This window comes from Streptomyces sp. NPDC060035, from assembly GCF_042736635.1.
Classification (GTDB): domain Bacteria; phylum Actinomycetota; class Actinomycetes; order Streptomycetales; family Streptomycetaceae; genus Streptomyces.
This window is the reverse complement of record NZ_JBHWVO010000001.1, coordinates 133,728-157,598: the sequence shown is the minus strand read 5'-3', so window position 1 is coordinate 157,598 and position 23,871 is coordinate 133,728. Positions and strand designations below refer to the sequence as shown.

Below are 23,871 nucleotides of genomic sequence, written 5' to 3'. Positions count from 1 at the left end.
CATGGCGAGCGAAGTCCTCTGGTACATCATCCCGCGCGAAGGCGCCTACCCCTGGGAGCCGGAAGGCCGGCGGACCGCCGACCTCGGCTACCTCAGCCGGCTCGCCGGAACCGTGGAACAGCTCGGTTACAGCGGCGCCCTGCTCGCCACCGACCTGTACGACGTCTGGCCGCTGGGCAGTGCCCTCGCCGCCTCCACCAGCACCCGCTTCAAGCCGCTGCTCGCGGTCCACCCCGGACTCATCTCACCCACTCTGCTGGCCAAGATGGCGCTCAGCTTCGACCAGCTCTTCGGCGGCCGGCTGCGCTTCAACGTCGTCAACGGCTCCACGAAGTCGCTGCAGGAGTACGGACTCCACGTGGAGCACGACGAACGGTACGAACTCAGCGCCGAGTACTGGTCGATCGTGAAGCGGCTGACGGCCGGAGAGGTCTTCGACCACAAGGGCCGCTTCTACGACCTGAAGAACGCGGGCGCCTCGTTCCGTGAGCTGAAGCCCGTCCAGGACCCGCACATCCCGCTCTGGTTCGGCGGCTCGTCCGCCCCCGGCATCGAGATGGCGGCCGAGCACGTCGACGTCTTCCTCACCTGGGGCGAACCGCCGCACCTGCTGAAGGAGAAGCTGGATCGGGTCCGGGCGCGGGCGGCCTCGTACGGCCGTACCCTCCGCATCGGGCTGCGTCTCCACCTCATCGTCCGCGACACGGAGGACGAGGCATGGGCGGCAGCCGACCGGCTGCTGGACGTCACGAGCGCTGCGACGTACGCCCGTCAGCTCGGCGACCGGGCCGGCGAGGACGGGGTGGGCTGGCAGCGTCAGTTCCGCCAGCACGGCGGGAAGGTTCCGGCCCGGGCGCGGGAACTGGAGACGCACCCCAACATGTGGCCGGGCATGAGCCTCTTCCGGCCGGGCCCCGGCACGGCGGTCGTCGGTTCGACAGCCCAGGTCGTCGAGCGCCTCAAGGAGTTCGAGGACCTGGGGGTCGACACCTTCATCCTGTCCGGGAATCCGCTGCTGGAGGAGGCCTACCGGGTGGCGGAGACGGTGCTTCCGGCGCTCGGCGTCACCCGCTGACGCCACGCCCGGCCGAACCGGGGGGCACTCGCCGGTCCGGCCGGGCACGTACGGGACGGGGCTACGGGGACGGGTACCCGGCCGGCCTGTGCGGGCTGCGGTTGTCGGTGCCCGGTGCAAGACTCGGTGGGTCAGGGAAATGCCCGCACGATGAGCGAGCGAGACATGCGACTCGCCCGAGGAGCACACCATGCTCGACCCCAGTTTCGTCACCGGCGCCCCCAACTGGACCGACCTCGGCACACCCGACCTCGACGCGGCCACGGCCTTCTACCAGGGCCTCTTCGGCTGGGAGCTGGTGCCCGGCGGCCCCGAGACCGGTGGCTACGGGATGTATCAGCTGAGGGGCAGGACGGTCGCCGGCGTCATGACCGTGCCCGAGGACCAGGGAAAGCCCGCCTGGTCCGTCTACTTCCAGACTCCCGATGCGGATGCCACCGCCCGGACGGTGGAGAAGGCCGGCGGGGCCGCGGCGTTCCCTCCGATGGACGTGCTCGACTACGGCCGCATGGGCGGTTTCAAGGACAACGCCGGGGCGTACTTCGGCGTATGGCAGCCGGGCACGAACACCGGCCTGGGCATGATCATGGAGCCGGGTTCGCTGATCTGGTCCGAGCTCTACACCCCGGATGTACCCGCAGCTGCCGCGTTCTTCCACACGGTCTTCGGATGGGAGACCGAGGACATGACGTTCCCCGAGGGCTCCTACACGATGGTCCGTCCCGCGGGCAGCGCAGGCGCCGACTCCTCGTTCGGCGGGCTCGTGCCCATCGACGACGTGCCCAGCGAGGCGGCCGCGGGGCCGCACTGGCTGCCGTACTTCGCGGTGGAGGACTGCGACGCGACGCTCGCCGAGGCGAAACGGCTGGGCGGTAGGGTGACGCAGGCGCCGATGGACGTGGAGAACGTCGGCAGGATCGCCAATCTCGCCGATCCCGCGGGCGCGGCGTTCGCGGTGATCAAGCCGGCGCCGATGCCGCCGAGCTGACCGGCGGGAGTGCATTGATCGTTCATTGATCACTTGTTTATCGGCATGGGGCACCGTGTGCCCCATGCCGATCAACACCATGACCGACGACGCACTCTCCTGGCAGGAGACAGCGCTGTGCGCACAGACCGGACCCGAGTTCTTCTTTCCGGCTCCCGGCAGCTCGACCCGCGAGGCCAAGCAGTTGTGCAACGCCTGCGACGGGCGGCTGGCCTGCCTGGAGTACGCACTCGCCCATGACGAGCGTTTCGGCGTCTGGGGCGGGCTCTCGGAGAAGGAGCGGGACCGGCTCCGCAGAGGCCGTCGGGACGAGGCCTGACGGCCCGGCCGAACAGCGGGTGGCGTGCGTGCGGTTGTCGTGCCGCCGTGCGCCTACGGGATGCGGAACGTCTCGCCGTACACCTGCCACACCAGTGGCGGCTTCAGCTCGAGATTGCCGTCCCGAAGGAACACCCGCTGCGCGGTGTCGATCCGGGTCGTGTCGCGCTGGACCTTCCTCGCCCTGATCGCCGACCGGCTCCCGTCGAGGAACGCGCCGAGGTACTCCGCCTCGTCGCCGCCCTCCGCCGCCGTGTCCGCCGAGGCCATCGCGGCGTCCCGGATGCCGTAGAAGCCGTCCGCCTCGACACCGGGTCCGTGGAGCACCATCGCGTCGTAGTAGATGAACTGCCCCAGGGTGCTGAGACCGTCCAGCTTCGCCAGTCGCACCGCGGGTTCGAAGTAGAGCCTGTCCCGCGTCGTGTCCTGAGCCGTACGGAACGCCGGGTCCTCGGCGGCCGTCGTCCACGCGTCGGTGAAGCCGGGGTCCAGGCCCTTGTGCGAGTCCGTGCCGTCCACCTCGCGCAGCGCCGGGAGGAACGGGGCGAGCGGATTGTCCGGATGATCCTTTGTGTAGGCCTCGACCAGCTGCAGCATGTCGTTCGTACCGGAGCAGAAACCGATGATCCCCGCGGTGTAGCCGCTGCCGTCGCCGATGTCCTCGATCGTCCCGTACTGGCTGCGCCAGTCCAGGGTCGAGGCCTCCGCGCTGCCCACCAGCTGGGAGGCGATCTCCTTCATGGCCGGAGCGGCGAGCCCGGGCGGCAGTCCGGCGATCTTCTCGTCGTTCTCGGCGCTTTGGCCGGCGCTCTCCGGCCGTGCGGCGGTCCGAGCGGTTTCGGTCGGCTGCGGGGAGCTGGGGGGCAGCTCGGAGTCGCCGCTGCTGAACAGAACAGAAACGACGATGGCGATAGGCGCACCGAAAAGAACAAGACGCGTCACTGGTTTCACCCGGCACAGAGTACGTTCCGTAATCCTGTGGGGTCAGCCTGCCCTCGCACGGCAGAATCGCCGCATGACCGACGCCCGGCCCGTTGCCCTTGTCTGCGCACTCCTCGACGCCGTGGATTCCCTTGCGCATCCACAGCGCATGAGGGAACTGGCGGTGCACGCCCGGCGCTTCACCGCGGACGGGGTGCTGCGTCCGGTCCTGGAGGAGCTGGAGACCGGAGGCCCCTACGAGCGCGGGCTCGCCGTCGTCGCCGCATCCGTGGGCCGCGACCGTGACTGGCTGGCTGCCCGCATCGCCGACGAGGACTCCTATGTGCGGGGACACGCCCTGCGGGCGGCGCTCTCCGCAGGCGTACCGGACACGGCGTACGAGGCTGCGCTGGCCGATGCCCCGGCAGCCGTTCGCCGCCAACTCCTGCAGGCCGTCGTCACCGACCGCCGCACCGAGCTCGCCGACCGGCTGATCGAACCACTGCGCGAGAGATGGGGCGACACCGAGGCGGCCCGTCTGCTCCGGGGCTGCTCCGCCGCGACGGTGACCGGGCTCCTGCCCGGCCTGTTCCCCTCGGTGACCGGCTGGGCAGCGCTCGGACGCCACCATCCCGGCCCGTTCCTCGACGCCGCGGAACGCGACCTCGCCGGCCGGCCCGAGTCGATGCGCGACGCCTGGTGGCAGGCGTACGGGCACGAGCGCGGCGTCGCCACGGCCGCGGAGCGGCTGCCCCATCGCGTACTCGACCTGCTCGAACGCTACGGCCCGACGAACCTCCCGACACCGCTGCGCAAGAGGCTGGGCGTCCTGGCCTCGGCCGATCCGGCCCGGACGATCCAGCTGCTCCGCGGACCGGACAGCTTCGCGATCGCCCGCAGCGGCGCGCTCAGCGGGACGCTGCTGCAACGCCTGGCGGCCACGGCGCCCGAGGCGCTTCTCACCGAGTTCGGCAGGTCGGTGCTGGAATTCGGCGGCGTCCTCGACCGCCTCGTCCGCGCACTCCCGCCGTCCCGTCGCGGCGCGTTCCACGACGCGGTCGTCGCCGGGCAGGGAGAGGGTTCCGTCCTCACGGTGGACGCGGTACTCCTCGGCGCACTGCCCCGCAGCCATGTGGCGGGTCCGGCCCGGCACATGGCCGACCGGGCGAGGAAGCGCGGCGCGCCCTGGAGCTCCGTCCTGCTGGCGGAGTCGTTCCTGCCGGTCACGGAGGTACGGGAGCGCCTGCTCGCGGCAACACACCGGCCCGCCGCCGAGGACCGTGCCGAAGCCTGGCCACTGCTCATACGCAACGCGGGCCGTTCCGGCGATCCGGCAGCCGTCGCCACCGTCCTCGACGACATGCTGCGGCTGCGGGCAGAACAGGATCCGGTCAGGGCCGCTGCACTGTTCGCACTCCTCAGCACTCCGCCCGCGCTCTTCACCGACGAGGTGGAACCGCTGCTGGACCGGATCGCCACCGACGCGGTCGAGGCCCGCGACTCCTCCGAGAACACCCGGGGGAATCTGAGCAGCCTCGCCCTGGGCGTCCTGCGCGAGCACGCCACCACCGGACAGCGCGCCCTGCTCAACTGGGCGCTGCGCACCCTCGTCCGGCTGTACGGGAACGCCGGTGACGCCAACCTGGGGAGGCTCGACCGCACCTTGCGGCGGGGGCAGGAACACACGGTGTTCGAGGCCCTGCGGCCCTGGCTGGAAGCGGGCGCGGAGAAGGCCGACTACGCCCTCGTCTTCGCGCTGACCCGGGCCGTCGGGCGCCGTGCCGCGGCCATGCCGGAACTCCAGGAACTGCTGTGGCAGGCGGTCCGCTACGGGAGCGCCGGCACCGCACGTACCGCGATCGGCCTGTGGCTGGAGCCGGCTGCCCACCGTGACGAGCGCGTCGAGCAGATCCTGGCACGCGAACCCTCGGCCGCCGCGCTTCCCGCGGTGATGGGCGTACTCACCCGGCGGCGCACGGACCTCCTGGACCGGGTGCTCGGCGAGACCCCGCCGTACGGAAGGTTCCTCACCCCGGGTGCGCCGTGGCACGTGCCGGTCGGCGCGGACGTCGTCCGCTGGACGCCCGAGCAGCAGAGCGCCGCGGCGCGAGGGCTGGAGCGGACCGCACGGGACGAGAAGCTGCCTCTGTACGCCCGGCAGGCGGCGATCGAGCAGCTGGCCCGCATCCCGCAGACCGGGGCCGACGCGATACGCGGGTGGGTGGCGTCGTCGGACGTCGTGCTCGCCGAAGCGGCGCTCGCCGCACTGGCCCGCACCGACCGCCCTGCCACCGTGCTGCCCGATCTGCTCGCACGCCTCGGCGAGGACGACGCGCGGGTCGCGGCCTTCGCGGCGAGCCGTGCCTCCCGGCACGTCCGGCCCTCCCGCCTTGCCGCGCTGCTGCGGGAGCGGACGGCACCCGGTACCGGCAAGGTGACCAGCCGCAAGGAGATGGTCCGGCTCGCGGCGGCCCGGCTGCCCTCGGCGCAGGCCGCACGGGTCCTCGCAGAGACCTACGCGATGCCGGACCAGCACCCCGATGTGCGGGCCGTCTGCGTGGCGTTCGGCAGGGATCTGCTCGGCGACGAGGCGATGTGGGAGGTGATGGCCGACGCCGCGCGCGGCGAGCGGCGCCTGCGTACCGCCGTTCTGCGGGCCCATCCGGTCCATCTGCCCGAGCGGCACCGGCCGCGCTATGCCCGGCTGGTGCAGGAGGTGTGCGCGACCGACGACGAGGAGCTGGCCGCCCTCGCCCACCGGGCGCTGGCCCAGTGGGTGCCCTGGGCGCCCGCGGCGTGCGAGGTGCTGGTGGACGCGGTGAGTGACCTCGGCCGACGCGGCACCTGGCAGTCGGCCACCGACGCGCTCGTCGGCGCCGCCATGGCGGGAGGGGAGGCCGCCGCCGCGCTGAACCGTGCGCTCCTGACCCTGTCCACCAACGACACCGCGGATGACGCGGGAGCGGAGCGGGACCGGCCGGCCCGGCAGCGGATCGTCCGCGCAGTGGACTCACTCACGGCGCCGACCGTGACCCGGCGGGCCTCGGAGCGTCCCCTCCTCGCGGCGGCCGGGGACACGCTCGCGCGCCACCGGGACTTCGTACCGCAGGCGGCCCGGCTGCTGGTCTGCGCCGTGGATCTCGACACCGGCCCCGACACCCTGCACGCAGAGCTCGTCCGGCTGGCCGGGCTGCTCGAAGGGCGGCCGTTCCAGGCCGCCCGGATCGCACAGACGCTCGGCAGCCGGATCGGTGAGGTGAACCGTTCAGGGGCGGGTGACACCGACGTCCTGCTCGCCGTCGCCGGACGGCTCACCGGGAGCGGCGGGCCGGCCGAAGGGCTGTTCGCCACCGCGATCACCGCGGCGGCAGGGCGGCGCACCGACTGGACCGGGCCCTGGCGGACCCAGCTGCGCGCGCTGCGCCAGCACCCGGTGGCCGATGTACGCGATGCCGCGTACGCGGAGGTGACGGCGCCTGAGTGAGCGCGCCGCCACCGTCCGGCGGGGTCAGGCGTTCGCGCGCGCAGCCATCCGCGCCTTGCGCAGGGCCAGCTTCTCGTCGAACTTCGACGCCTCGCTGTCCAGGCCGCTCATGTACAGGCCCAGCTCTTCCTGCGCCTTGAGGCCCTCCGGGCCGAGGCCGTCGATGTCGAGGACCTTGAGGTAGCGCAGTACGGGCTGGATCACGTCGTCGTGGTGGATGCGCATGTTGTAGATCTCGCCGATGGCCATCTGTGCGGCGGCGCGCTCGAAGCCGGGCATGCCGTGACCGGGCATCCGGAAGTTGACGACCACATCGCGTACGGACTGCATCGTGAGGTCCGGGGCGAGCTCGAAGGCGGCACCCAGCAGGTTGCGGTAGAAGACCATGTGCAGGTTCTCGTCGGTCGCGATCCGGGCCAGCATCCGGTCGCACACGGGGTCGCCCGACTGGTGGCCGGTGTTGCGGTGCGAGACGCGGGTCGCCAGCTCCTGGAAGGCCACGTACGCGACGGAGTGCAGCATCGAGTGGCGGTTGTCGGACTCGAAGCCCTCCGCCATGTGCATCATGCGGAACTGCTCGAGCTTGTCCGGGTCGACGGCGCGCGAGGTGAGCAGGTAGTCGCGCATCACGATGCCGTGCCGGCCCTCCTCCGCGGTCCAGCGGTGCACCCAGGTGCCCCAGGCGCCGTCACGGCCGAAGAGGGAGGCGATCTCGTGGTGGTAGCTGGGGAGGTTGTCCTCGGTCAGCAGGTTCACGACGAGCGCGATCCTGCCGATGTCGGTGACCTTGGACTGGCTGGTCTCCCACGCTTCGCCGTCCTCGAAGATGCCGGTGAAGTTCCGGCCGTCGGAGAACGGTACGTACTCGTGGGGCATCCAGTCCTTGGCGACCTTGAGATGGCGGTTGAGTTCCTTCTCCACCACCTCTTCCAGCGCGTACAGCAGCTGGGCGTCTGTCCACGCCTTCGAACTGCCGAGGTGGGGAGAGGTGATCGTCACGGGGGCTCCTGGGGACGGGAGAATTACCTACGGCTTCGTAGGTTACGTGACCGTAGGTTAAGGCGGCAGTAAGGCCCCAGCCAAGCCCGGCCCTCGCAGTGCCCGCTTACGTACCGTTATATGCGCAGGCCGTGGACGGATACAGAGGGGTAAGTCATACCTCATCGCCCCGGATCCGCGGAAGTCTCCGGGGAGACGCGACGCAGCTCGCCGCCGTGCGGCGGTGGCTACCGGGTGATCCCCAGCGACTCCAGGACGGCACGTCGTGGATCGCCGTGATCAGCTCTCCCGGCGCGCACCGCGCCCCGTTGTCCCTGGGCGTGGAGCACGTCCGGGCGCCGGTGCAGAAGGCCGGCCGGCACCTGAACGGCTGCCTCGCCGTCCTCGGGGCCGCGGCCCGGTCAGGACCCGCCCAGCAGATCCGTCAGATCGCGGTCGAGGTCGAGGAAGCGGTACTCGTCGCCCACCGGGACCAGTTCCTGGGCCCGTTTCAGGAAGCGGCGCAGATCCGCCGTACGGACGTGCACCATGGCGATGCCTTCCACGGCGTGGAACTCCAGGACCGTGCGGTCGTAGCCGAAGGGCCGCACCCTGACGTCCCCGACACCGGCCGGTCTGTCCATCCCCGCCGTGAGCAGCTCACGGGAGAACTCCCAGGACACCTCGGTACCTTCGAGGGTCGCCGGGGCCGGGAAGGCCATGCGGACGGCGAAAGGGTCCGTGCGGTCGTAACTCAGGGTTGCGGGCAGGGTTTCCATCCGCGGAGCGGATGCGACCATACGGGCCTGCACGGACTGCTCGATAACGCTGGACAAGACCTGCTCCCTCTCGCGTCGGATGAACGGTTCCCGGCATTGGAGTAGACGACGGAACTCCTCGATCCGTGCACTGGCAGGCGGCGTGAGCTGCGTCACCGCGAGGCTGCTTCCGGCCGACTGCCCCGTTTCGTCCGATGCGCCCTGGACGGCCGTCCGCCCGTGGACTAGCTTCCAGCGCCATGAAGGCCATGGGGAAGACGAGACGACTGATGTCACTGGGACTGTGCGGTGCGGCCGTGACCGCCGCCCTGACCGTACCGTCGGCGCAGGCCGCACCGGGGGAGCAGCACGAACCGGGCCACCGGCCGGCCTGGGAGCTCACCGATACGGGTACGGCCGCGCGCTTCCGTGGCCTCGCCGCCGTCAGCCGCAACGACGCCTGGGTCGCGGGATCCGGGGGCACGGTACTGCGTACGACCGACGGGGGCCGGCGATGGCGCGATGTCTCGCCGCCCGGAGCGGCGGAGCTGGAGTTCCGCGACATCGAGGCCTTCGACGGGCGGCGGGCGGTGGCCCTGGCCATCGGCGAGGGCGAGGCGTCCAGGGTCCTGCGTACCGATGACGGCGGCGCGACCTGGACCGAGTCCTTCCGCAACACCGACTCCCGCGCCTTCTACGACTGTCTGACGTTTTTCGACAGCCGTCACGGACTGGCGATGAGCGATCCGGTGGACGGGAAGTTCCGCATCCTGTCGACCTCCGACGGCGGTCGGAAGTGGAAGGTGCTGCCCGACACGGGTATGCCCGCCGCCCTGCCCGGCGAGGCCGGCTTCGCGGCGAGCGGCCAGTGCCTGGTCAGTTCGGGCCGCAAGGACGTCTGGCTCGCCACCGGCGGTGCGGCCGCCGCGCGGGTGCTGCACTCCGGTGACCGCGGCCTGACCTGGTCCGAGGCCGCGTCGACGATCCCGGCCGGGGACCCCGCGCGCGGTGTCTTCGGCCTTGCCTTCCGTGACCGTACGCACGGCATCTCGGTCGGCGGCGACTACCGCGCGGACCAGGCATCGCCGGACGCCGCTGCCGTCACCGGCAACGGGGGCCGCACCTGGAGCGGGGCCACCACCCCGCCCCCCGCCTACCGTTCGGGCGTCGCCTGGCTCCCGCACAGCAGGTCGGCGGCGCTGGCGGTCGGCCCTACGGGCACGGACCTGACCCGGGACGGCGGCCGCACCTGGAGCACGGTGGACACCGGCTCGTACGACACGGTGAACTGTGCGGCCGACGGGGGCTGCTGGGCGGCGGGCGAGAAGGGCCGCGTCGCCCGGCTCAGGTAGCCGCGCCCTGTCCGGGCAGTTGCTGCCGGTACGGGGCCAGTGCCTGCGACGTCTTCGTTGCGAGGAACTCCGTGATCCGGTAGGCGCACACCCCGTGTGTCGCGAAGGGGTCGGTCGCCGCGATCTCCTCGATCCGCGCGCGATCGTCCCCGACAGCGAGAATCACGCCGCCGTCACGCGGGTTCTTGCGCCCGGAGGCGATGAACACCCCGGCCGCGTACTGCGTGTCGAGCCAGGCGACATGTTCCTGCAGGAGTGCGTCGACGCGCTCGACCGGTGCGGTGTAGGTCAGCTCGAGTACGAACATGATCGCCAGGCTACGGGACTGCCCGGAGCCCTCCTAGACTGAACGGCACCATGACGACTTTCCGGATGCCCGCCGACGAGGCCGAAGCCCGTGCCGTCCAGGACGTGCTGCGCGCCCGCGTGGTGCTCGACGAGCCGGGGCCGCAGCCCGGCACCGGCCGGGTGACCGGCGTCGATGTCGCCTACGACGACGAACGGGACGTCGTCGTGGCGGCGGCCGTCGTTCTCGACGCCGCGACACTTCAGGTGGTGGCCGAGTCCACCGCGCGGGGCCGGGTGTCCTTCCCCTACGTCCCCGGGCTCCTGGCCTTCCGGGAGATCCCGACCGTGCTCGCCGCACTGGAGGCGCTGCCCGTCGATCCGGGGCTCGTCGTCTGCGACGGCTACGGGAGGGCGCACCCGCGCAGGTTCGGACTCGCCAGCCATCTGGGTGTCCTCACCGGCCTCGCGGTCATCGGCGTCGCCAAGAATCCGTTCACCTTCCGCTACGAGCAACCAGGACCCCGGCGTGGTGACTTCACCCCGCTCATGGACGGGGACGAGGTGGTCGGCCGGGCGTTGCGCACCCAGGACGCCACCAAGCCCGTCTTCGTCTCCGTCGGCCACCGCACCGGCCTGGACAACGCCTGCGCCCACACGATGCTGCTGGCCCGCGACTTCCGTCAGCCGGAGACCACGCGCCGGGCCGACGCCCTGTGCCGAGCGGCCCTGCGGGAGGCCGTTGCCTGACCGCCGTTGCCCGCTCGCCGTGGCCCGAACGCCCTTGCCCGCCTGCTGGGATTGTTTCCATCTGAGTACATGAACGGATGTTGTTCGTCGAACATCAGGGGCAGGCTGGTACGCATGATCGACCACCACGCACCCCCCATGAACACCGGAACCGTACGACTGTCCCAGCGCGGCGTTGCCGTGGGTATGACCCTGGGCGTCGTCGCGGGAGCCGCCTGGACCGTCTCCATGGTCTGTACCCTCGCCTCCTGGATGCTCTGACCCGGCCTACGCCCTCCCGCGCGCCCCGGGAACCGCACCCTCCTCACAGCACCGCCGCGACCCGGAAGCCCAGCCCCGCAGCCGTCAGCCGTTCCAGGAGCGCATCGCCCATCGCCACGGCAGTCGTGACCTGACCCGACGTCTTCGGCAGGTCGTCCAGGGCGAGGCACAGGGCCGATTCGGCGAGCATCTTCGCCGTCTCGTCGTAACCCGGGTCGCCGCCCGACACCTCGGTGAAGACCCGGCGGCCACCGCCTTCCCCGACGAAGCGCACCGTGAACCAGCTACGCGTCCTGCGCTGCTTGTCGGGGCCGCTGCCGGGTTCGTAGCGGTCCATCAGCCAGCCGCGCACGGCGGGGATCTGGGCGGCCGCCGTCAGCGCGCCCAGGGCGGCGGTCCCGCCGAGTGCCACCGACAGGTGCTTCACCGAAGCGAAGTGCCGGTAGCGGAAGTCGGGGCCGTAACGCTCCAGTACCCGCGCCGACCGCTCCACGACGCGAGGGTCCAGGGTCGGCAGCGGCAGCGCCCAGGTTCCGGTCGCCGGGCTGAAGTGGGGTGAGCCCTGCGGGGCGCGGGCCCGGCGGCCGACCAGGCGGGGCTCGTGCAGACGGCGTTCCTTGGCCGCCCGGATCATCTGCGGGCCGCGGCCCATCGCGGTCAGCGCCGAGGCGAATGTGCCGCCCGAGAAGACGGCATTGCTGCGGACGAAGCCGTCGACGGTCAACGGTACGTCCTCGGGGAGCTGCTGGACGGTGAAGTAGACGCCGAGATCGTGCGGTACGGAGTCGAAGCCGCAGGCATGCACGATCCGGGCCCCCGTCTCGCGGGCCCGTGTGTCGTGCTCCAGGAACATCCGGTCGACGAACTCCGCCTCGCCGGTGAGATCGGCGTAGTCGGTCCCGGCCTCGGCGCAGGCTGCGACCAGTTGCTCGCCGTACCAGACGTACGGACCCACCGTGGACGCCACCACATGCGCGGACTCGGCGAGTTCGCGCAGCGTGCCGGGATCGCCGGCATCGGCTGTCAGCAGGGGAAGGTCCGCGCAGCGCGGGTCGACCGCGGCGAGGTTTTCGCGCAGCCGTTCGAGCTTGTCCCGGTTGCGGCCCGCCGCTGCCCAGCGGAAACCGTCCGGTGCGTGCGCCGCCAGGTATTCGGCGGTGAGTGTCCCCACGAAGCCGGTGGCGCCGAAAAGGATGACGTCATAGGGGCGTTCTGCCCCGTTCTGCCTGTTCATGAGTGCCTCCGCAGGGGCCGGCGCCGATGTAGCAGGCAGAGGGTAGCGGAGGGGTTCGTGGCGCTGTGCAGCCGGGAGGGCCTCCATGCGAGAGGATCCGGGAGAAGGAACTAAGCGCTTGCTCGGCCAAAAGGGTTGTGCGGAGCGTCAAGCATTCTTAACATCATCGATGTTACATCAGTTGTGTCACACTGCTGGGGGCTTGATGGCAACGACAGGGCAGGGTCCGCTGGCCGGGGTGCGTGTCGTCGAACTGGCGGGCATCGGCCCGGGACCGTTCGCCGCGATGCTCCTGGCCGACCTCGGCGCCGATGTGGTGCGCGTCGACCGGCCCGGCGGCGCGGGGCTCGGGATCGATCCCGCGTACGACCTCACCAACCGCAACAAACGCTCGGTCCTCATCGACCTCAAGGCCGAGGGCGGCGCAGGGCGGGTCCTGGACCTCGTCGAGCGCGCCGACATCCTGGTCGAGGGCTACCGGCCGGGCGTCGCCGAACGCCTCGGTGTGGGCCCGGCAGCCTGCCTGGACCGCAATCCGCGGCTCGTCTACGGGCGGATGACCGGCTGGGGCCAGGACGGGCCGCTGGCCGACAGGGCCGGCCACGACATCGCCTACATCGCACTCACCGGCACCCTCTCCATGATCGGCAGACCCGGTGAGCCGCCCACGGTGCCCGCCAATCTGGTCGGCGACTACGCGGGCGGCTCGCTGTACCTCGTCGTCGGTGTGCTCGCCGCCCTCCAGCACGCCCGTACCCCCGGCGGCACGGGTCAGGTGGTGGACGCCGCCATCGTCGACGGAGCGGCCCATCTCGCCACGATGATCCACGGGATGCTGGCGGCCGGCAGCTGGCAGGACCGGCGCGGCTCCAACCTCCTCGACGGCGGCTGCCCCTTCTACGGCTGCTACGAGACGTCCGACGGCGAGTACATGGCCGTCGGACCGCTGGAGCCGCAGTTCTACGAGCAGTTCAGCAAGCTGCTCGGGATCGGTGACGAGGCACCCGACCGCAACGACTTCAGCCGCTGGGCGCAGCTGCGCACCGTCGTCGCCGACCGCTTCAAGGCCCGTACCCGCGCCGAGTGGACGGAGATCTTCGAAGGCACGGACGCCTGCGTCGCCCCCGTCCTCTCGCTCCGCGAGGCGCCTCACCACCCACACCTCGCCGCCCGCTCCACCTACATCGAGCACAGCGGCCTCACCCAGCCCGCGCCCGCTCCCCGGTTCTCCGCCACCCCCTCCCGCGTGCACAGCGGACCCGCCCGGCCCGGCGCGGACACCGAGGACGTGGCCCGCGACTGGGACGTACCGAGCATGCGCACCCTCCCGACGAAGGACGGCACCGACTGATGGAACTCTCCCTCCCGCTGAACTACGCCGGCGACCCGCGCGCCGCCTGCGACCAGGTAGCCGCCCTGGAGTCCGCCGGACTCGACGCCGTCTGGGTCGCCGAGGCGTACGGCTTCGACTCGCCGACGATCATGGGGTATCTGGCCGCCCGCACCGAGCGCATGAAGATCGGCGCGGCGATCCTCAACGTCTACTCCCGCACCCCCGCCCTCATCGCCCAGACCGGTGCCGGACTCGACGCCATCTCCGGCGGCCGGGCTTTGCTGGGGCTCGGCGCATCAGGCCCCCAGGTCGTGGAGGGCTGGCACGGCAAGGCGTACGACAAGCCGCTCGGCCGGACCCGCGAGACCGTCGAGCTCTGCCGGCGGATCTGGCGCCGCGAGGTCATCGACCACCACGGCATCACCGACATGCCGCTGCCGAAGGAGAAGGGCGGCAGGCTCGGCAAGCCGCTGAAGATCCTCACCCGGCCGGTCCGCGAGAACATCCCGCTCTACATCGCCTCGCTCGGCCCCGCCAACGTGGCGCTGACCGCCGAGATCGCCGACGGCTGGCTGCCCACCCTCTACATCCCGGAGAAGGCCGGTCAGGTCTGGGGCACCGCCCTGGCCCAGGGCGCGGCGAAGCGTGACCCCTCGCTCGGCCCGCTGCAGACCGTCGCGGGCGGGCTGCTCGCCATCGGCGACGACGCCGCGGCCCTCAGGGACCTGGCCCGCCCGCAGATCGCGCTGTACGTCGGCGGCATGGGCGCACCCGGCAAGAACTTCTACAACGACCTCGCCGTCGCCTACGGCTACGAGAAGGAAGCCGCCACGATCCAGGAGTTCTACCTCTCCGGGAAGAAGAAGGAGGCCGAGGCCGCCGTCCCGGACGAATTCTGCGAGCTCATGTCGCTCTGCGGACCCGAGGGGTACGTACGCGACCGCATCGAGGCCTTCCGCGAGGCAGGCGTCACCATGCTCAACGTCACGCCCGTCGGCCCCGAGCCGGCCCGTCTGATCTCCACCGTCAAGAACTGGCTCCAGGGGGCTTGAAGTGCAGCGGCAGATCTTCATGGAAGAGCACGACGCGTTCCGCGAGACCGTCCGCACCTTCCTGACGAAGGAGGTCCTCCCCCACTACGAACAGTGGGAGAAGGACGGCATCGTCTCGCGCGAGGCCTGGCTCGCGGCCGGCCGGCAGGGGCTTCTCGGCCTCGCCGTGCCCGAAGAGTACGGGGGCGGCGGCAACGCCGACTTCCGCTACAGCGCCGTCCTCGCCGAGGAGTTCACCCGGGCCGGCGTCGCCGGGCTCGCGCTCGGCCTGCACAACGACATCATCGGCCCCTACCTCACCGGACTCGGCACCGAGGAGCAGAAGCGGCGCTGGCTGCCCGGCTTCTGCAGCGGCGAGACCATCAGCGCCATCGCCATGACCGAACCCGGCGCCGGCTCCGACCTCCAGGGCATCCGCACCACCGCCGAGGACAAGGGCGACCACTGGCTGCTCAACGGCTCGAAGACCTTCATCTCCAACGGCATCCTCGCCGACCTGGTGATCGTCGTCGCCAAGACCTCCCCCCAGGGCGGTGCGAAAGGCCTCTCGCTGCTCGTCGTCGAACGCGGAGCCGAAGGCTTCGAGCGGGGCCGCAACCTCGACAAGATCGGCCAGAAGTCCCAGGACACCGCCGAGTTGTTCTTCAACGACGTGCGCGTCCCCAAGGACAACCTCCTCGGCGAGCTCGACGGCGCCTTCATCCACCTCATGACCAACCTGGCCCAGGAACGGATGGGCATAGCGGTCGCCGGAATCGCCGCCGCCGAGTACCTCCTGGAGATCACCACCCAGTACGTCAAGGAGCGCGAAGCCTTCGGGCGCCCACTCTCCAAGCTCCAGCACATCCGGTTCGAGATCGCCGAGATGGCCACCGAATGCGCCGTCACCCGGGCCTTCCTCGACCGGTGCATCGTCGACCACTCGGACGGGACACTCGACGCCGTACACGCCTCGATGGCCAAGTGGTGGGCCACCGAACTGCAGAAGCGCGTCGCCGACCGGTGCCTCCAACTGCACGGCGGATACGGCTACATGACGGAGTACCGGGTCGCGAAAGCGTTCACCGACGGCCGCATCCAGACCATCTACGGCGGTACGACCGAGATCATGAAGGAGATCATCGGCCGCTCGCTGCTCGGCTGACCCGGCTCCCGCCACCCCTGTTGCGCAACCCTCCTCGAAAGGCTGCTGTCTTGAGTACCGAAGCGTTCGTCTACGACGCGATCCGCACCCCGCGCGGTCGCGGCAAGGCCAATGGCGCCCTGCACGGCACCAAGCCGATCGACCTCGTCGTCGGCCTCATCCACGAGATCCAGGGCCGCTTCCCGGACCTCGACCCCGCGGCCATCGACGACATCGTCCTCGGCGTGGTCAGCCCGCTCGGCGACCAGGGCTCGGATATCGCCCGTATCGCCGCCATCGCCGCCGGACTCCCGGACTCCGTCGCGGGCGTACAGGAGAACCGCTTCTGTGCCTCGGGCCTGGAAGCGGTCAACCTGGCTGCCGCGAAGGTCCGTTCGGGCTGGGAGGACCTCGTCCTGGCCGGCGGCGTCGAGTCGATGTCGCGGGTGCCCATGGGCTCCGACGGCGGTGCCTGGGCCATGGACCCGATGACCAGCTTCGAGACCGGCTTCGCCCCGCAGGGCATCGGCGCCGACCTCATCGCCACCATCGAGGGCTTCTCCCGCAGGGACGTCGACGAGTACGCCGCACTGTCCCAGGAGCGCGCCGCCGCGGCCTGGAAGGACGAGCGCTTCGGCCGCTCCGTCGTACCCGTCAGGGACCGCAACGGTCTGCTCGTCCTCGACCACGACGAGCACATGCGGCCCGGCACCACCGCCGACTCGCTCGCCTCCCTCAAGCCGTCGTTCGCCGCGATCGGCGAGATGGGGGGCTTCGACGCCGTCGCCCTGCAGAAGTACCACTGGGTCGAAAAGATCGACCACGTCCACCACGCGGGCAACTCCTCCGGCATCGTGGACGGCGCCGCACTCGTCGCCATCGGCTCGAAGGAGGTCGGCGAGCGCTACGGACTCACCCCGCGCGCCCGCATCGTCTCCGCGGCCGTCTCCGGCTCCGAGCCGACCATCATGCTGACCGGGCCCGCACCGGCCACCCGCAAGGCGCTGGCCAAGGCCGGGCTCACCATCGACGACATCGACCTCGTCGAGATCAACGAGGCGTTCGCCGGAGTCGTCCTGCGCTTCGTCAAGGACATGGGCCTCTCGCTCGACAAGGTCAACGTCAACGGCGGCGCCATCGCGCTCGGCCACCCGCTCGGCGCGACCGGCGCGATGATCCTCGGCACGCTCATCGACGAGCTGGAGCGGCGCGACCAGCGCTACGGCCTCGTCACCCTGTGCGTCGGCGGCGGCATGGGCGTCGCCACCGTCATCGAGCGTCTCTGACCGTCCCCCGGCCATCCCTGCTTACGGAGAAGAAGAACCATGACCGAGAGCACGACCATCCGCTGGGAACAGGACGAGACCGGCGTCGTCACCCTCGTACTCGACGACCCCAACCAGTCCGCCAACACGATGAACCAGGCCTTCAGGGACTCCATCGAGGCCATCGCCGACCGGGCCGAGGCCGAGAAGGACTCCATCCGGGGCATCATCTACGCCTCCGCCAAGAAGACCTTCTTCGCGGGCGGCGACCTCAAGGACATGATCAGGATCGGTCCGGAGAACGCGCAGGACGCGTTCGACGCGGGCACCGCGATCAAGAGGTCGCTGCGCCGCATCGAGACCCTCGGCAAGCCGGTCGTCGCCGCGATCAACGGTGCCGCGCTCGGCGGCGGTTACGAGATCGCGCTCGCCTCCCACCACCGCGTCGCCCTGGACGCCCCCGGCTCGCGGATCGGCCTGCCCGAGGTCACCCTCGGCCTGCTGCCCGCAGGTGGCGGCGTCACCCGCACCGTACGGCTGATGGGCATCACCGACGCGCTGTTGAAGGTCCTCCTCCAGGGCACCCAGTACACCCCGCAGCGGGCTCTGGAGAACGGCCTGGTGCACGAGGTCGCCGCCACCCCCGAGGAGATGCTCGACAAGGCCCGCGCCTTCATCGACGCCCACCCCGAGTCGCAGCAGCCCTGGGACGTCAAGGGCTACCGGATCCCCGGCGGCACCCCGTCCAACCCGAAGTTCGCGGCCAACCTGCCCGCCTTCCCGGCGAACCTGAAGAAGCAGCTCGCGGGCGCCCCCATGCCCGCGCCCCGCAACATCCTGGCTGCGGCGGTCGAGGGTTCGCAGGTCGACTTCGAGACCGCGCTGACCATCGAGGCCCGCTACTTCACCGAGCTGGTGACCGGCCAGGTCTCGAAGAACATGATCCAGGCGTTCTTCTTCGACCTCCAGGCCGTCAACTCCGGTGCCAGCCGCCCCAAGGGCATCGAGGAGCGCCGGATCCGCAAGGTTGCCGTCCTCGGCGCCGGGATGATGGGCGCGGGCATCGCGTACTCCTGCGCCCGCGCCGGCATCGACGTCGTCCTCAAGGACGTCTCCACCGAGGCCGCCGCCAAGGGCAAGGCGTACAGCGAGAAGCTGCTCGCCAAGGCGCTCTCCCGGGGCCGTACGACCGAGGCGAAGCGCGACGAGCTGCTGGCCCGCATCACCCCGACCGGAGACCCGGCCGACCTCGCGGGCTGCGACGCCGTGATCGAGGCCGTCTTCGAGGACACCGCGCTCAAGCACAAGGTGTTCCAGGAGATCCAGGACATCATCGAGCCCGACGCGCTGCTCTGCTCCAACACCTCGACGCTGCCCATCACGGTGCTCGCCGAGGGTGTCAGCCGGCCGGTGGACTTCATCGGGCTGCACTTCTTCTCGCCCGTCGACAAGATGCCGCTCGTCGAGATCATCAAGGGCGAGAAGACCGGCGACGAGGCACTGGCCCGTGCCTTCGACCTGGTGCGCCGGATCAAGAAGACGCCGATCGTCGTCAACGACTCCCGCGGCTTCTTCACCTCGCGCGTCATCGGCCACTTCATCAACGAGGGCGTCGCGATGGTCGGCGAGGGCGTCGAGCCCGCGTCGGTCGAGCAGGCGGCGGCCCAGGCCGGATACCCGGCCAAGGTCCTCTCGCTGATGGACGAGCTGACGCTCACCCTGCCTCGCAAGATCCGCAACGAGACCCGGCGTGCGGTTGAGGAGGCGGGCGGTACCTGGGCCCCGCACCCGTCGGACGAGGTCATCGACCGGATGGTCGACGAGTTCGAGCGGCCCGGCCGCAGTGGGGGAGCGGGCTTCTACGAGTACGGCGAGGACGGCAAGCGCGGTGCGCTGTGGCCTGGGCTGCGTGAGCACTTCGCGAAGCCGGACGCGGACGTCCCGTTCGAGGACATGCAGGAGCGGATGCTCTTCGCCGAGGCCCTGGACAGCGTCCGCTGCCTGGAGGAGAACGTCCTCATGACCGTCGCCGACGCCAACATCGGCTCCATCATGGGCATCGGCTTCCCGGCCTGGACCGGCGGCGTACTCCAGTACATCAACGGGTACGAGGGCGGCCTGCCCGGCTTCGTGGCGCGCGCCCGGCAGCTCGCCGAGCGCTACGGCGACCGCTTCCTGCCGCCCGCGCTGCTGCTGGAGAAGGCGGAGAAGGGCGAGACCTTCCACGACTGACACCCGGCACGGGCCGCGTTCACTCCGCGGTGAACGCGGCCCGCAGCTCCTCCTTCAACGACCGCTGGAAGGCCGTCACCAGGGCCTGGAGCACCATCGGCTGCATATGGGCGGACAGCGACTTCATCGCCTTCACATGCTCCGGGTCCGACTCCCGCTCCCGGTACGGATTCCACACCTCGTCCCGGAACAGCCGCGTCAGCTCATGAGCGGCCGACCGGGTGTGCTCCAGCAGGACCGTGCGCGCCGCCAGGATCGTCTCGTGGGCGATCGGTACGTCCAGCAGCTCCACCCCGAGTCGCAACAGCCCGACATCGACCCGATGGGTGTCGTCGTCGGCGCCACCGGGGCGTTCCAGTACCCCCATCGCCGCCAGCCGGTCCACATCCGAGCCGGTGAGGGCCCGGCCGGCGCGCCGCTCCAGCTCCGCCCGGTTCATGTCCTCCGCGGAGTCCGGCGCCCAGGAGGCCACCAGAGCCCGGTGGATCGCCAGGTCGTGCGCACTCAGATCGGGCGGCAGCTGCTCCAGGTACCGCTCGATCGCAGCCAATGTCATGCCCTGGTGCTGGAGCTCCTCGATCAGGGCGAGCCGCGAGAGATGGCCGGGCCCGTAGTGCCCGACCCGGCGCGGGCCGATCTCCGGGGGCGGCAGCAGCCCCCGGGTGCTGTAGAAACGCACGGTGCGTACGGTGACTCCCGCGCGCGCAGCCAGTTCGTCGACGGTGAGCGTCGGCTCGTCGGTCCCGGTCGCCATGTCTGCTCCTTGTCGCCGGCCGCTGGACTGCGGTGCCTGCGCACCAATCAGGTGCAACAGTATTGCTGTCTCACCACTGTTGTGAAAGTGTCCGGCACCATCGAAGCACAGTCCCACCCCCCGGTACGGACCGGTCGGTCCGGCCGATGGCGACAGGAGGCGGCCGTGACCACGATCCTGCGACTTCCCACCGAACCCGATCAACTCACCCTCCCGGCCCTGCTCCTGCGCAATGCCGAGGACCACGGCGGGCTTCCCGCCCTGTCCTGGCGGGCCGCGGGCGACGATGTCGAATGGACGACCCTCACCTGGCAGGAAGTGCGCCGGGAGACCGCGGTGCTCGCCGCCGGTTACGCCGCCCTCGGAGTGGAGCGCGGCGAGCAGGTCCTCATGATGATGGGCAACCGGCCCGAACACTGGCTGAGCGATCTGGCCCTCACCCACCTCGGAGCCGTCCCCGTGACGGTGTACGGCACCGCTGCTCCCGGGCAGATCGCGCACATCGCCCGGCACAGCCGGGCGCGGTTCGCGGTCATCGAGGGCGCACGGGAACGGGAGCGCTGGGAGCCCCTGCTGGCGGACGCCACGGCACCGCTGGAGAAGCTGGTCGTCGTGGATCCGGACGAGGCCGGACCCCACCCGGCCTACGCCCTTGTTCACGCCACCGGAGCGCGGCTGCACAGGGCCGATGCCTTCGACAAGGCCTGGCGGGAATCCCGCGCGGACGATCCTCTGACGGTCGTCTACACCTCGGGCACCACCGGTGACCCGAAGGCCGTCCCGATCACGCATCGCAGCGTCGTGGTCAACGCACTGGCCCTGGACCGGGTGGTGGACCTCCCCGACCATGTCGAGCACATCTGCTACCTGCCGTTCGCCCACATCGCGGAGCGGATGCTCGGCATCTATCTGCCGGTCTTCCGGGCCTCGCACGTCCATCTGTGCGCGGACACGGCGGCGGTCGCGGCCACCGCGGGCGCGCTCCGTCCGGCTCAGTTCTTCGGTGTGCCGAGGGTGTGGGAGAAGCTCGCCGCAACCGTACGGGCCGCCCTGGCCGGACTGCCGGCACCACAGCAGGCGGTGATCGAAGCCGCGGCTGTGACGGCGCGGGAACACGTGTCGTACCGGGAGCGGGGCGAGGAGCCGCCCGCCGTGCTGGAGGCCGCGTACCGGCGGGCCAAGGCAGAGGTGCTGGACCCGATCCTCGCCCTCGCGGGCTTCGACCGGCTGGTCTGGACGGCCAGTGCCTCCGCCCCGATGCCGCTCGACGTGGTCCGCTTCTGGGCGGGCTTCGGCATCGTCGTCATGGACGCCTGGGGGCTCACCGAGACCGTCGGTGTGTTCACCACCAACAGCCCGTCGGCGTTCCGGCTCGGATCGGTGGGCCGGCCGCTGGAGGGGCTGGAGCTCCGGATCGCGGAGGACGGCGAGATCCTGGTCCGGGGCGGGACCGTGTTCGCGGGCTATCTGCGCGCCGACGGCACGGTGGACGGGGCGCTGGACGCCGATGGATTCTTCCCGACCGGGGACATCGGGCGGATCGACGGCGACGGCTATCTGTGGCTCACCGACCGCAAGAAAGAAATGATCATCACCTCGACGGGCAAGAACGTCTCCCCGGCACTCGTCGAGAACACGCTCAAGGAACACCCGCTGATCGGACAGGCACTCGTCCACGGCGACGGACGCTCCTACCTGGTGGCCCTGCTCGTCCTCGACCCGGAGCTGGCTCCGGCCTGGGCGGCGGCTCGCGGCATCGACGGGAGTCCGGCCACGCTGGCCGGCCACCCCGCCGTACGCGAGGAGATCGCCCGGGCCGTCGAAGCGGCCAACGCCCGGCTGAACCGCACCGAACAGATCAAGCGCTACCGGCTGCTGTCGCAGGAGTGGGGCCCGGAGACCGGCGAGCTGACCCCCTCGCTGAAGCTGCGCCGCCGGGTGATCCGCGAGCAGTACGGCGAGGTGCTCGACGCACTGTACGAGGAGGGCGGGAGCTGAGCGCCCCGGGTGGATTGTCAGTGGTGGCCCGTACGGTGAGGGCATGTCAGGGATCACCTATGTGCAGGGAGACGCCACCACGCCTCAGGGCAAGGGCGTCAAGCTCATCGTGCACTGCTGCAACGACCTGGGCGGCTGGGGCAAGGGCTTCGTGCTGGCCCTCTCCCGCCGCTGGCCCGAGCCGGAAGCCGCGTACCGCCGCTGGCACCGCGAGCGCGCAGGCAACGATTTCGGTCTGGGCGCCGTGCAGTTCGTCCAGGTGGGTCCGTACACCTGGGTGGCGAATCTGGTGGGGCAGCGGGGGATACGCACCGGCAGCAAGGGTGTGCCGGTGCGTTACGAGGCGATCGACGCGGGGCTGGAGAAGGTCGCCGCCCGGGCCGCGGAGTGGGGGGCGTCGGTCCATATGCCGCGCATCGGCTGCGGACTGGCCGGCGGCACATGGTCCAGGGTCGAACACCTGATAGCCGGGCGGCTGGCGGACCGCGGGATCGCCGTCACGGTGTACGACCACGGATAGCCGGATCTACAGCCCGTAGCTCCGGCCGATGATGTCCCTCTGGATCTCGCTGGTCCCGCCGTACACCGTCGACACGACCGCCGCCCGGAGATGGCGCTCCATGCCGTACTCGGTCGCGTAGCCGTAGCCACCCATCATCTGCATGCCCTCCAGCGCCGCGAGCTTCGCCGTCTCGGTCGCCTTGAGCTTCGCCATGGACGCCTCGCGCGGGAACAGCCGCTCCGGCTCGGCGTCGCAGGCCGACGCCACGTCGAAGACGAGCAGCCGCGCGCACTCGATCTCAGTCGCGAGGTCGGCCAGCCGGTGCCGCAGCGCCTGGAAGGAGCCGACAGGGCGGCCGAACTGCTCGCGGCCCCGCACATACGCGACGGTGTCGTCGAACACCCGCTCCGCCAGCCCCAGCATGTTCGCGGCGAGGAAGAGGCGTTCCGCGTTGAGTCCCGCCATCAGCTGGGTCCAGGCGCCGTCGACGCTGCCGACCACCGCGTCGGCCGGCAGCAGGACGTCGGTGAAGTAGACATCGTTGACCTCGCGTCCGCCCATCGTCTCGATGGGCCGGATCCCGATCCCGGGTGTGCGGGCGGGGACATGGAACATGGTCAGCCCCTCGTGCTTCGCCCCGCCGCTGTGCGTGCGGGCCACCAGCAGGATGTGCTCGGCCAGGTGGGCGTTGGAGATCCACGTCTTGTGGCCGTTGACCAGCCAGCCGCCCTCCGGGGTCCGTTCGGCCCTGCACCGCAGCGCCGCCACGTCGGATCCGGCCTCCGGCTCCGACATCGCGATGGAGAGGACCTGCCCGGCCACCACGCCCCCGAGCGCCGCCTTGCGCTGCTCCTCGCTGCCGAACCGTTCGTACGCCTTGGCCGTGATCACCGAGGTGATGAACCCGCCGGCCGGTACGAGCCCCCGTGCCGTCTCCCGCAGGAAGAGGCAGGCGTCGGTCATCCCGCCGCCTGCGCCCCCGTACGCCTCCGGCAGGCACACACCGAGCCAGCCGAGCCCGGCCAGCCGGGCGTAGAGCGACGGGGCGTGCGGTCCGCCCGACTCGGCGGTCAGGGCGTCGCGCTGCTCGCGCGTACCGCACTCGCGCCGGGCGAAATCGCGTAGGGCCGCGACGAACGCCCGCTGTTCGGCGGAGAGCGAGCGGGGGAGGGCATGGTCGATGGACACGGGGTGCCTCCTGAAAGGGG

The 23,871-nt window shown here is 70.9% G+C and carries 21 protein-coding genes; 14 read left to right on the top strand and 7 right to left on the bottom strand.

Annotation, left to right across the window (positions count from 1 at the left end; genetic code table 11):
• Position 1: 1 nt before the first annotated feature.
• From ACFWBQ_RS00730 to ACFWBQ_RS00720, 3 genes are all read left to right on the top strand, one after another.
• Positions 2-1,075: an LLM class flavin-dependent oxidoreductase gene (locus ACFWBQ_RS00730; RefSeq protein WP_385482434.1), complete on the top strand. Its 1,074-nt coding sequence runs from the start codon at positions 2-4 to the stop codon at positions 1,073-1,075.
• A gap of 190 nt (positions 1,076-1,265) precedes the next feature.
• Positions 1,266-2,063, top strand: coding sequence for a VOC family protein (locus ACFWBQ_RS00725; RefSeq protein ID WP_385482431.1), 798 nt, complete (start codon positions 1,266-1,268; stop codon positions 2,061-2,063).
• A 64-nt stretch (positions 2,064-2,127) separates the two neighbouring features.
• Positions 2,128-2,382 (top strand): WhiB family transcriptional regulator, encoded by a 255-nt coding sequence (locus ACFWBQ_RS00720; protein ID WP_385482428.1) that lies wholly within the window; start codon positions 2,128-2,130, stop codon positions 2,380-2,382.
• 53 nt (positions 2,383-2,435) lie between these two features.
• Here the strand turns inward: ACFWBQ_RS00720 and ACFWBQ_RS00715 are convergent, their stop codons facing one another.
• On the bottom strand, positions 2,436-3,323 hold the full coding sequence (locus tag ACFWBQ_RS00715; protein ID WP_385483124.1) for a chitosanase: 888 nt from the start codon (positions 3,321-3,323) through the stop codon (positions 2,436-2,438).
• Positions 3,324-3,396: 73 nt separating this feature from the next.
• Between ACFWBQ_RS00715 and ACFWBQ_RS00710 the strand changes: the two genes are divergently transcribed.
• Positions 3,397-6,786 (top strand): hypothetical protein, encoded by a 3,390-nt coding sequence (locus tag ACFWBQ_RS00710; RefSeq protein ID WP_385482425.1) that lies wholly within the window; start codon positions 3,397-3,399, stop codon positions 6,784-6,786.
• A gap of 24 nt (positions 6,787-6,810) precedes the next feature.
• Here the strand turns inward: ACFWBQ_RS00710 and ACFWBQ_RS00705 are convergent, their stop codons facing one another.
• Together ACFWBQ_RS00705 and ACFWBQ_RS00700 are read right to left on the bottom strand one after the other, a co-directional pair.
• Positions 6,811-7,785, bottom strand: a complete 975-nt coding sequence (locus tag ACFWBQ_RS00705) for an acyl-ACP desaturase (protein ID WP_385482422.1) — start codon at positions 7,783-7,785, stop codon at positions 6,811-6,813.
• A 401-nt stretch (positions 7,786-8,186) separates the two neighbouring features.
• Positions 8,187-8,600, bottom strand: coding sequence for an SsgA family sporulation/cell division regulator (locus ACFWBQ_RS00700; protein ID WP_385482419.1), 414 nt, complete (start codon positions 8,598-8,600; stop codon positions 8,187-8,189).
• 212 nt (positions 8,601-8,812) lie between these two features.
• Here ACFWBQ_RS00700 and ACFWBQ_RS00695 point away from each other — a divergent pair, with 212 nt between their 5' ends.
• Positions 8,813-9,874: an oxidoreductase gene (locus ACFWBQ_RS00695; protein ID WP_385482417.1), complete on the top strand. Its 1,062-nt coding sequence runs from the start codon at positions 8,813-8,815 to the stop codon at positions 9,872-9,874.
• On the opposite strand, the gene ACFWBQ_RS00690 is transcribed toward ACFWBQ_RS00695, so the two are convergent.
• A complete protein-coding gene (locus ACFWBQ_RS00690) occupies positions 9,867-10,181 on the bottom strand; it encodes a YciI family protein (protein WP_385482414.1) in 315 nt (104 codons plus the stop codon). The two genes, ACFWBQ_RS00695 and ACFWBQ_RS00690, sit on opposite strands and share 8 nt — an antisense overlap.
• 50 nt (positions 10,182-10,231) lie before the next feature.
• On the opposite strand from ACFWBQ_RS00690, the gene ACFWBQ_RS00685 reads away from it, so the two are divergent.
• Complete coding sequence (locus tag ACFWBQ_RS00685; protein ID WP_385482411.1) at positions 10,232-10,909, top strand: endonuclease V; 678 nt, start codon at positions 10,232-10,234, stop codon at positions 10,907-10,909.
• A 114-nt stretch (positions 10,910-11,023) separates the two neighbouring features.
• Entirely contained in the window at positions 11,024-11,170 is a 147-nt protein-coding gene (gene mmpA, locus ACFWBQ_RS00680; RefSeq protein ID WP_329205388.1) for a morphogenic membrane protein MmpA, read from the top strand.
• A gap of 43 nt (positions 11,171-11,213) precedes the next feature.
• Here the strand turns inward: mmpA and ACFWBQ_RS00675 are convergent, their stop codons facing one another.
• Entirely contained in the window at positions 11,214-12,404 is a 1,191-nt protein-coding gene (locus ACFWBQ_RS00675; RefSeq protein WP_385482407.1) for a saccharopine dehydrogenase family protein, read from the bottom strand.
• A 205-nt stretch (positions 12,405-12,609) separates the two neighbouring features.
• On the opposite strand from ACFWBQ_RS00675, the gene ACFWBQ_RS00670 reads away from it, so the two are divergent.
• Genes ACFWBQ_RS00670 through ACFWBQ_RS00650 form a run of 5 tightly spaced genes read left to right on the top strand, consistent with a single transcriptional unit; the run spans position 12,610 to position 19,409 of the window.
• The gene (locus ACFWBQ_RS00670) at positions 12,610-13,755 is read left to right on the top strand and encodes a CaiB/BaiF CoA transferase family protein (protein WP_385482405.1); all 1,146 of its coding nucleotides are present in this window, start codon (positions 12,610-12,612) and stop codon (positions 13,753-13,755) included.
• Entirely contained in the window at positions 13,755-14,789 is a 1,035-nt protein-coding gene (locus ACFWBQ_RS00665) for an LLM class F420-dependent oxidoreductase (RefSeq protein WP_385482402.1), read from the top strand. The genes ACFWBQ_RS00670 and ACFWBQ_RS00665 overlap by 1 nt, the downstream gene beginning before the upstream one ends.
• Position 14,790: 1 nt before the next feature.
• The gene (locus ACFWBQ_RS00660; RefSeq protein ID WP_385482399.1) at positions 14,791-15,933 is read left to right on the top strand and encodes an acyl-CoA dehydrogenase family protein; all 1,143 of its coding nucleotides are present in this window, start codon (positions 14,791-14,793) and stop codon (positions 15,931-15,933) included.
• A gap of 50 nt (positions 15,934-15,983) precedes the next feature.
• Complete coding sequence (locus ACFWBQ_RS00655) at positions 15,984-17,198, top strand: acetyl-CoA C-acetyltransferase (protein ID WP_385482396.1); 1,215 nt, start codon at positions 15,984-15,986, stop codon at positions 17,196-17,198.
• Between the two features lie 39 nt (positions 17,199-17,237).
• Complete coding sequence (locus tag ACFWBQ_RS00650) at positions 17,238-19,409, top strand: 3-hydroxyacyl-CoA dehydrogenase NAD-binding domain-containing protein (RefSeq protein ID WP_385482393.1); 2,172 nt, start codon at positions 17,238-17,240, stop codon at positions 19,407-19,409.
• A 19-nt stretch (positions 19,410-19,428) separates the two neighbouring features.
• Here the strand turns inward: ACFWBQ_RS00650 and ACFWBQ_RS00645 are convergent, their stop codons facing one another.
• A complete protein-coding gene (locus tag ACFWBQ_RS00645; protein WP_385482390.1) occupies positions 19,429-20,163 on the bottom strand; it encodes a MerR family transcriptional regulator in 735 nt (244 codons plus the stop codon).
• A 165-nt stretch (positions 20,164-20,328) separates the two neighbouring features.
• Here ACFWBQ_RS00645 and ACFWBQ_RS00640 point away from each other — a divergent pair, with 165 nt between their 5' ends.
• Complete coding sequence (locus ACFWBQ_RS00640) at positions 20,329-22,161, top strand: AMP-dependent synthetase/ligase (protein ID WP_385482388.1); 1,833 nt, start codon at positions 20,329-20,331, stop codon at positions 22,159-22,161.
• Positions 22,162-22,204: 43 nt separating this feature from the next.
• Positions 22,205-22,681, top strand: a complete 477-nt coding sequence (locus ACFWBQ_RS00635) for a macro domain-containing protein (RefSeq protein WP_385482385.1) — start codon at positions 22,205-22,207, stop codon at positions 22,679-22,681.
• Positions 22,682-22,687: 6 nt separating this feature from the next.
• Here the strand turns inward: ACFWBQ_RS00635 and ACFWBQ_RS00630 are convergent, their stop codons facing one another.
• Entirely contained in the window at positions 22,688-23,851 is a 1,164-nt protein-coding gene (locus tag ACFWBQ_RS00630) for an acyl-CoA dehydrogenase family protein (protein WP_385482382.1), read from the bottom strand.
• Positions 23,852-23,871 lie beyond the last annotated feature (20 nt).